Genomic DNA, 6494 nt, shown 5'->3' on the forward strand with positions numbered 1-6494 from the left:
GGAGGTGCGGACCGATGAGCGCCAGGCCCCCGAGGAGACCGCTGTGGCGGTGGCGGCGCAATCCACTGCGTCGGCACGAAGACCTCGTCGAGGCGTGGATCGTCCTGGCCGTCTGGGTGCTGGTGACCCTCGGCGGCGCGGTCGCCGGGCTGGTCACCGGCCACGCGGCCGCCGACGAGCTCGCCCGGCAGCGCACCGAGCGCCACCCCGTACGGGCCGTCCTGGCGGGCGACGCCACGGGCACGGCAACGGGCGGAGGCGGTGACGACCGCGTACTGGCGCGGGTCAGCTGGACGGGCTCCGACGGCAGGACCCACGGCGGCCGGACTCTGGTGCCCGCCGGCGACCGGGCCGGTGCCCGGGTCGTGGTCTGGCTGGATGGCCGGGGCGCGCTCACGAACGAGCCGACCGGTCCCGTGGAGGCCGGTTTCGAGGCGGCCCTGCTGGGCGCGGCAGCCGCGCTGGCCGTCGGCTGCACGGCGGTCGGGGCGGGGCTCACGGCGCGCTGGTGGCTGGATCGGCGGCGCCTGGACGAGTGGGGCAGGGAGTGGGAGCGGGTCGGGCCGCACTGGAGCCATCGGACCCCCTGAGCAACCATGAGAAGGGGCGTATCGGCCTCACCGGCCCGGAAACCGATCACCGGGGCGCACTGGGCACCGCCGTGCACGTGACCTTCGCCGTGAGAGCGCCGATACTTCCCAGAGTGAGCTGTCGGGACTGCGGCTCAGTGGACACGCATCCCCGGAGGTAGTCATGAAGATGCTCATCAACGTCGCGGAGACCGTGGTCGCGGACGCGCTGCGGGGCATGGCGGCCGCCCATCCCGAGCTGTCCGTCGACGTCGAGAACCGGGTGATCGTACGGCGGGACGCCCCCGTGGCCGGGAAGGTCGCCCTGATCTCCGGCGGCGGCTCCGGGCACGAGCCGCTGCACGGCGGATTCGTGGGTCCCGGGATGCTCTCGGCGGCCTGCCCGGGCGAGGTCTTCACCTCCCCCGTGCCCGATCAGATGCTGCGCGCGGCCGCGGCCGTCAACAGCGGCCCGGGCGTGCTGTTCATCGTGAAGAACTACACCGGTGACGTGCTCAACTTCGACATGGCGGCGGAGCTCGCCGAGGACGAGGGCATCCAGGTCGCCAAGGTGCTGGTCAACGACGATGTGGCGGTCACCGACAGCCTCTACACGGCCGGTCGCCGTGGCACCGGGGCGACACTGTTCGTGGAGAAGATCGCGGGCGCCGCCGCGGACGAGGGGCAGCCGCTGGAGCGGGTGCAGGCGATCGGCCGTCAGGTCAACGAGAACTCCCGCAGCTTCGGCGTGGCCCTGAGCGCGTGCACCACTCCCGCGAAGGGCAGCCCGACGTTCGATCTGCCGCCCGGCGAGCTGGAGTTGGGCATCGGCATCCACGGTGAGCCCGGCCGTGAGCGGCGGGCCACGATGACCTCCGGCGAGATCGCGGACTTCGCGGTGAACGCGATCCTGGAGGACATGCCGCCGCGCAATCCGGTGCTCGTCCTGGTCAACGGCATGGGCGCCACACCGCTGCTGGAGCTGTACGGGTTCAACGCCGAGGTGCAGCGGGTGCTCACCGAGCGCGGTGTGGCCGTGGCCCGCACACTGGTCGGCAACTACGTCACCTCGCTCGACATGGCCGGCGCCTCCGTCACCCTGTGCCAGGTCGACGAGGAGCTGCTGCGGCTGTGGGACGCGCCGGTGCGGACGCCGGGGCTGCGCTGGGGCATGTAAGTCACGGTGACCCACCACCGATCGGCAACGCACCTACCACGCAAGGAGATCCAGTGCTCGACGCCGATTTCTTCCGCCGTTGGATGACGGCCACCGCCGCGTCCGTCGACCGTGAGGCGGAACGGCTCACCGCTCTCGACTCCCCGATCGGGGACGCCGATCACGGCAGCAATCTGCAGCGTGGGTTCCGGGCGGTGACCGCGACGTTGGAGAAGGAGGCGCCCGCGACTCCGGGTGCCGTCCTCACGCTCGCCGGACGCCAGTTGATCTCGACCGTCGGCGGTGCGTCGGGGCCGCTGTACGGGACGCTGCTGCGCCGGACCGGCAAGGCGCTCGGGGACGCGGCCGAGGTCGCCGAGTCGGAGTTCGCCGAGGCGCTGCGGGCCGGGGTGGACGCGATCATGGCGCTGGGCGGGGCTGCGCCGGGCGACAAGACCATGATCGACGCGCTGGTGCCGGCGGTGGACGCGCTGGCCGACGGCTTCGGCGCGGCGCGGTCGGCGGCCGAGCAGGGCGCGCTGGCGACGACGCCGTTGCAGGCCCGCAAGGGCCGGGCCAGCTATCTGGGCGAGCGCAGCATCGGTCACCAGGACCCCGGCGCCACGTCGTCGGCGTTGCTGGTCGCGGCACTCGCGGAGGCGGCCGGTGAGTGACGGGAAGCAGGTGGGCATCGTGCTGGTGTCCCACAGCGCGGAAGTGGCGGCGTCCGTCGCCGAGTTGGCCAGAGGTCTGGCCGGTGGCGGTACTACGGTGCCGGTCGCCCCGGCGGGCGGCACCGAGGGCGGCGGCCTCGGCACGAGCGCGGAGCTGATCGCAGCGGCGGCGGCATCCGTGGACCGTGGCGCGGGCGTCGCCGTCCTCACCGATCTCGGCAGCGCGGTCCTCACGGTCAAGGCTCTGCTCGCGGAGGGCGACGAGCTCCCGGAGAACACGCGTCTGGTGGACGCCCCGTTCGTGGAAGGCGCCGTGGCCGCGGTGGTCACGGCGGCGACGGGCGCGGACCTGCCGACGGTGGAGGCGGCGGCAGCGGAGGCGTACACCTACCGAAAGATCTGAGAGACCACCCCGGCCGGCCTCCCACGCCCGGCCCGAACGAGCCCACACACGCGGGGCTCGGGCGGGCCCACACACGCGGCTCAGGTGAGTCCACACACCGCCAGTCCGCACGAGCCCACACGCACGGCTCAGGTAGGTCCACGCGACACCGGCCCGGGCGGGTCCTACCCGCCGTTCACGAACTGGCGGGCCAGGCGCTGTCCGGTCGCGACGGCGGCGGTGTGGTCCTCGATCGGTTTGACCTGCGAGTCCTTGAAGACGATGTAGGTGACCCCGGAGGCCGTGCCGCCGCCGCGCGGGTCCGGGGTGATCCCGAGGGCCTTGGCGGTGGCGTAGGAGGCCTCGCCGATGACGTCGTGCGGGCCGACGTCGCCGACGACCGCGTACTGCACGCGGTCGCGGTAGACGACGGCGGCGACCGCCCCGCCGCGCACCCCGTGGTCACGGTGGTTCCAGATGGGGCTGACGGCGGGCACGACGATGTACGGCAGCCGTTCGGCGCTCAAGTAGCGGCCGTCGGACTGCTGGTAGGCAGTGAGGGAGGAGAACAGCGGATCGCTGCGCCGGTTGCAGCGCGGGCCGGGCCGTCCGTCGCAGTCGATGTCCATGTCGGCCTTCCAGAAGACGGCCCCCCGGGTGGCGCAGACCGGGATGTCGGCCGGCCTGTCCTCGTCGCTGCGGTAGCGGCCGCGGGAGACCTGGGTACAGCCCCGCACCCTGGCCAGCAGGGCGGAGGCGCTCACATCACCCTCCCGCCAGGCCACCGGCTGCGCCAGGATGCGGGGCCGGGCCGCGGGAAGGGTGGTCGGGGCGAGCAGGGCGGCGCAGGCCACGGCCAGCGTCAGCGACTGGACACGCACGATACGGGAGCCTCTCCTGGGGGACCTGACGGGCACTCGGCCCAATCTGTTCCCACCCGGCGGAAGCGGCCACCGCAGAGGGGCCGGACGGCGTACATCCCGAACTCCGAGCAGGGGCCGGGGACCTGAGCCGGCGTCGGCTCCGGTCGCCCGGCCACCCGCGTCAGGCGCGGGATCAGCGACGACAGCGGTCCGCGCCACCGGCATGAACTCCCGAGCCCTCTGGGAGAGTTCGGCCGTGAGGAGCTTCAGCATACGTAACTCCCGCGGCCGGTCACCAACGCCCGGTGTATCGCGGCGCCACGAAGGTCGAGGAAGTACCCCGGCGGCCGTACCGACCGGGTGGCGTACGGCTTCTGCGGCGGCCGGGAGGCCGGCATGACCATCCGCGTCCGGATTCGGGCGAGGCTGCCCGACGGCGCCTGGGGCGGGTTCCCGGGAGAGCGGGTGGTGCCGACCGGGTAGGCGGCGGTCATGGGCCGGACGGTGGAATCCGTCACCTGGCCGGGGGCCGTCCGCATGCGCGGCGGCGCCGGGGCACGTTGGCTGCCCCTGAGACAGCACGGGCGTTTCCCGACCCTCGGCGGCGCAAGGGATGTTCCGCCAACCGTGCCGTCGGAGGGCAGTCCACATGCGCAATTCTCAGCTTCTGATCCGCACCGGCCTCGCCGTGGCCGCCGCCGCGCTGCCGGCCGCCCTGGCCGCCCCACCCGCCGCGGCGCTGGGCACCGGGATCTCGGTGAGCACCAGCGGGTCGACCGTCTCGGTCACCACGACCGTGTGCAACCAGACCGCCAGCAATGGCATGTGGGGCACGGCCTCGCTGCTCAACAGCAGCCAGGCGAACTTCGCCCAGGGCCGCCAGGTGGCGCTGTCGGGGACGACCAGCATCCAGACGGCCGCCTGGCAGGGCGTGAGCCCGGGCACGTACACCGTGATCGTCATGTGCGCCTTCAACAACAGCATCGCGGGCTCGCAGTCCGTCATCGTGTCGGCCGCCTCCGCGACCCCGACGATCTCGGCCACCTCCTCGCCCTCGCCCTCGCTCGGGGTCATGGGCGGTCTCGGCGGCGCGGTGCGGGACTACGGCCCGGTGACGGTCGGGGTGGGCAGCGCACTGGTCGGTGCCGGTGTCATCGCGACGGGCTGGTTCCTGCGCCGCCGCTCACGGCCCTACCGACTCTGAGGCTCACCTGCCCTCGTCGCCGGGCGGTTCCGCCAGCTCCTTCAGGGCGTGGGTGAGCCACTCGGTCCAGAAGGTCTCCAGGTCGATGCCCGCCCGCAGCACCAGGTGTTGCAGTCGGCCCTGGGCGCTGGTGGCGCCGGGCGGGAAGTCGCGCTTCTCGATCTCCTCGTACTCCGTCAACTGCCGCTGGTGCAGGGCGAGATGGCGGCGCAGGTCGGCCTCGATGCCCTCCGTCCCCACGACGGCCGCCGCGCGCATCCGCAGCAGCAGGGTGTCGCGGTGGGGTCTGGGGTCCTGGGATGCGGCGGTCCACCGGGCCAGTTCCGCGCGGCCCGCGGGCAAAACCTCGTAGGCCTTCTTCTGCCCGCGGGCCGGCTGCTGGGTCGGCAGCGCCCTGATATGCCCTTCGGCCTCCAGTTTGCCCAGCTCGCGATAGATCTGCTGATGGGTCGCCGACCAGAAGTAGCCGATCGACCGGTCGAACCGGCGGGTCAGCTCCAGCCCCGAGGACGGCTTCTCGAGCAGGGCGGTGAGGATCGCGTGCGGGAGGGACATGGGGTCATCCTAGGGACGGCGCCGGGGGGCCTTCGTGCCTAGAGTGCCGCCGCGACCTCGGTGCCCTGCTTGATGGCCCGCTTGGCGTCCAGTTCGGCCGCCACGTCGGCGCCGCCGATCAGGTGCGCGCTGCGGCCCGCGGCGACCAGCTGCTCGTACAGGTCGCGGCGCGGCTCCTGACCGGTGCACAGCACGACGGTGTCGACGGGCAGGACGGTGCTCTCCTCGCCGATCGTCACATGCAGTCCGGCGTCGTCGATACGGTCGTAGCGCACCCCCGGGACCATGGTGACGCCCCGGTGCTTGAGCTCGGTGCGGTGGATCCAGCCCGTGGTCTTGCCGAGACCGGCGCCGACCTTGCTGGTCTTGCGCTGCAGCAGGTGGACGCTGCGGGTCGGGGCGGGCCGCTCGGGCGCGGTGATTCCGCCGGCGCCCGCGTAGTCCATGTCGACGCCCCACTGGCGGAAGTACGTCCGCGGGTCCTCGTGCGCCTTGTCGCCGCCGTCGGTGAGGAACTCGGCGACATCGAAGCCGATGCCGCCCGCGCCGAGGATGGCGACACGGTCGCCGACGGGGACGCCGTCCCGCAGGACGTCGAGGTAGCCGACGACGCTCGGGTGGTCGACGCCGGGGATGTCGGGGGTGCGCGGGGCGACGCCGGTGGCGACGACAATCTCGTCGTAGGCGTCCAGGTCCGCCGCGGCGACGGGGGTGTTCAGGCGTACGTCCACGCCGTGCGCGTCGAGCTGGTGGCGGAAGTAGCGCAGTGTCTCGTCGAACTCCTGCTTGCCGGGGACCTTCCGGGCGACGTTGAGCTGTCCGCCGATCTCGCTCGCGGCGTCGAAGAGCGTCACCTCGTGGCCGCGTTCGGCGGCCGACACGGCGCAGGCGAGTCCGGCCGGTCCGGCGCCGACGACGGCGACGCGCTTGCGCAGCCGGGTCGGCGACAGCACCAGCTCGGTCTCGTGGCAGGCGCGCGGGTTGACCAGGCAGGAGGTGATCTTGGTGTCGGCGAACTTCTTCAGGCCGACCGGCTGGAGCATGGCCGCGGTGATCGCGACGATGTCCCCGCGCTCCTTGCCGAGTTCGAC

At 72.9% G+C, this 6494-nt stretch carries 8 protein-coding genes and 1 pseudogene; 6 read left to right on the top strand and 3 right to left on the bottom strand.

From position 1 onward, the window contains the following. Window positions 1–14 precede the first annotated feature (14 nt). The 4 genes from ABZT17_RS39555 (at window position 15) to ABZT17_RS39570 (ending at window position 2802) form a co-directional block, all read left to right on the top strand. A complete protein-coding gene (locus ABZT17_RS39555) occupies window positions 15–590 on the top strand; it encodes a hypothetical protein (RefSeq protein WP_356356639.1) in 576 nt (191 codons plus the stop codon). A 163-nt stretch (window positions 591–753) separates the two neighbouring features. Continuing rightward, the gene (dhaK, locus tag ABZT17_RS39560; protein ID WP_356356641.1) at window positions 754–1746 is read left to right on the top strand and encodes a dihydroxyacetone kinase subunit DhaK; all 993 of its coding nucleotides are present in this window, start codon (window positions 754–756) and stop codon (window positions 1744–1746) included. A 53-nt stretch (window positions 1747–1799) separates the two neighbouring features. Continuing rightward, the gene (gene dhaL / locus ABZT17_RS39565) at window positions 1800–2399 is read left to right on the top strand and encodes a dihydroxyacetone kinase subunit DhaL (protein ID WP_356356643.1); all 600 of its coding nucleotides are present in this window, start codon (window positions 1800–1802) and stop codon (window positions 2397–2399) included. Next, complete coding sequence (locus ABZT17_RS39570; protein WP_356356645.1) at window positions 2392–2802, top strand: PTS fructose transporter subunit IIA; 411 nt, start codon at window positions 2392–2394, stop codon at window positions 2800–2802. The genes dhaL and ABZT17_RS39570 overlap by 8 nt, the downstream gene beginning before the upstream one ends. A gap of 164 nt (window positions 2803–2966) precedes the next feature. Here ABZT17_RS39570 and ABZT17_RS39575 read toward each other — a convergent pair whose 3' ends face one another. Continuing rightward, window positions 2967–3662, bottom strand: coding sequence for a glycoside hydrolase family 75 protein (locus ABZT17_RS39575; protein ID WP_356356647.1), 696 nt, complete (start codon window positions 3660–3662; stop codon window positions 2967–2969). 363 nt (window positions 3663–4025) lie between these two features. Here ABZT17_RS39575 and ABZT17_RS39580 point away from each other — a divergent pair. Beyond that, window positions 4026–4127: pseudogene (locus ABZT17_RS39580) on the top strand (hydrolase); the annotation flags it as partial. Between the two features lie 166 nt (window positions 4128–4293). Further along, window positions 4294–4848, top strand: coding sequence for a hypothetical protein (locus tag ABZT17_RS39585; RefSeq protein WP_356356649.1), 555 nt, complete (start codon window positions 4294–4296; stop codon window positions 4846–4848). A 3-nt stretch (window positions 4849–4851) separates the two neighbouring features. Here ABZT17_RS39585 and ABZT17_RS39590 read toward each other — a convergent pair whose 3' ends face one another. Together ABZT17_RS39590 and ABZT17_RS39595 are read right to left on the bottom strand one after the other, a co-directional pair. Next, the gene (locus tag ABZT17_RS39590) at window positions 4852–5403 is read right to left on the bottom strand and encodes a PadR family transcriptional regulator (protein ID WP_356356651.1); all 552 of its coding nucleotides are present in this window, start codon (window positions 5401–5403) and stop codon (window positions 4852–4854) included. A gap of 38 nt (window positions 5404–5441) precedes the next feature. Further along, on the bottom strand, window positions 5442–6494 hold a 1053-nt coding region (locus ABZT17_RS39595), incomplete at its 5' end, for an FAD-dependent oxidoreductase (protein WP_356356653.1).

The sequence above is a fragment of the Streptomyces sp. NPDC005648 genome, from assembly GCF_040605395.1.
GTDB lineage: Bacteria > Actinomycetota > Actinomycetes > Streptomycetales > Streptomycetaceae > Streptomyces.